This is a genomic window from Streptococcus sp. GMD4S (assembly GCF_000296955.1).
In genome coordinates, this window is the sequence record NZ_AJRE01000371.1 from 1 (window position 1) to 646 (window position 646).

The 646-nt window shown below is 37.2% G+C and carries 2 pseudogenes; one reads left to right on the forward strand and one right to left on the reverse strand.

Annotated features, from left to right (window positions below):
• Nucleotides 1-167: pseudogene (locus tag GMD4S_RS13125) on the reverse strand (penicillin-binding protein 2B); the annotation flags it as partial.
• 255 nt (nt 168-422) lie between these two features.
• On the opposite strand from GMD4S_RS13125, the pseudogene GMD4S_RS09975 reads away from it, so the two are divergent.
• Nucleotides 423-646, forward strand: a pseudogene (locus GMD4S_RS09975) (MurR/RpiR family transcriptional regulator); the annotation flags it as partial.

Here is a 646-nt window from a genome sequence, read left to right on the forward strand (position 1 = left end):
GTTGTTACCCTTGTTTGGCTGGCTGAGGCCAATTTTGTTTCATAAAAATCCTTATTGAGCACCTGCATGTATAACAATCGACCAATAATGGCCATAAAGAGCAGGATGACAATCGCAAATAGTAAATTAAGCCGAATCGGAATCGAATGGCTATTAAATTTTCTCATACAACTAAGACTCTTTTCTAGAAAAATTCCCGATTTCCACCTTTATTTTCCCTAAAATAATAGAGCAAACAGGTGAAGCTCAGTACATTTCATTGTACCATATTTTACGGAGAAACTCTTGGAAAAGTCGAAGCATTTTTTGACTTTTAATTGAAAATGCCTTTTTATTTGGTTATCCTATTTTCTATGATATAATGATAGTGATAGTTAGGAAAGCGTTAACTTTTAAGACTTTGACTCATAAAAAGGAGCCTCATGAACAAGCCAGATATCGCAACCATAATCGACCTCCATTTTGAAGAATTAACCGAGCTCGAGCAAGAAATCGCTCGCTATTTTTTGCAAGCTGAAACAATCCAAGATGATCTCTCTTCTCAGCAAGTTACCCAGAAATTACATATCTCCCAAGCAGCCTTGACCCGCTTTGCCAAAAAGTGTGGTTTTACAGGCTACCGAGAGTTCGTCTTTCAATACCAGCA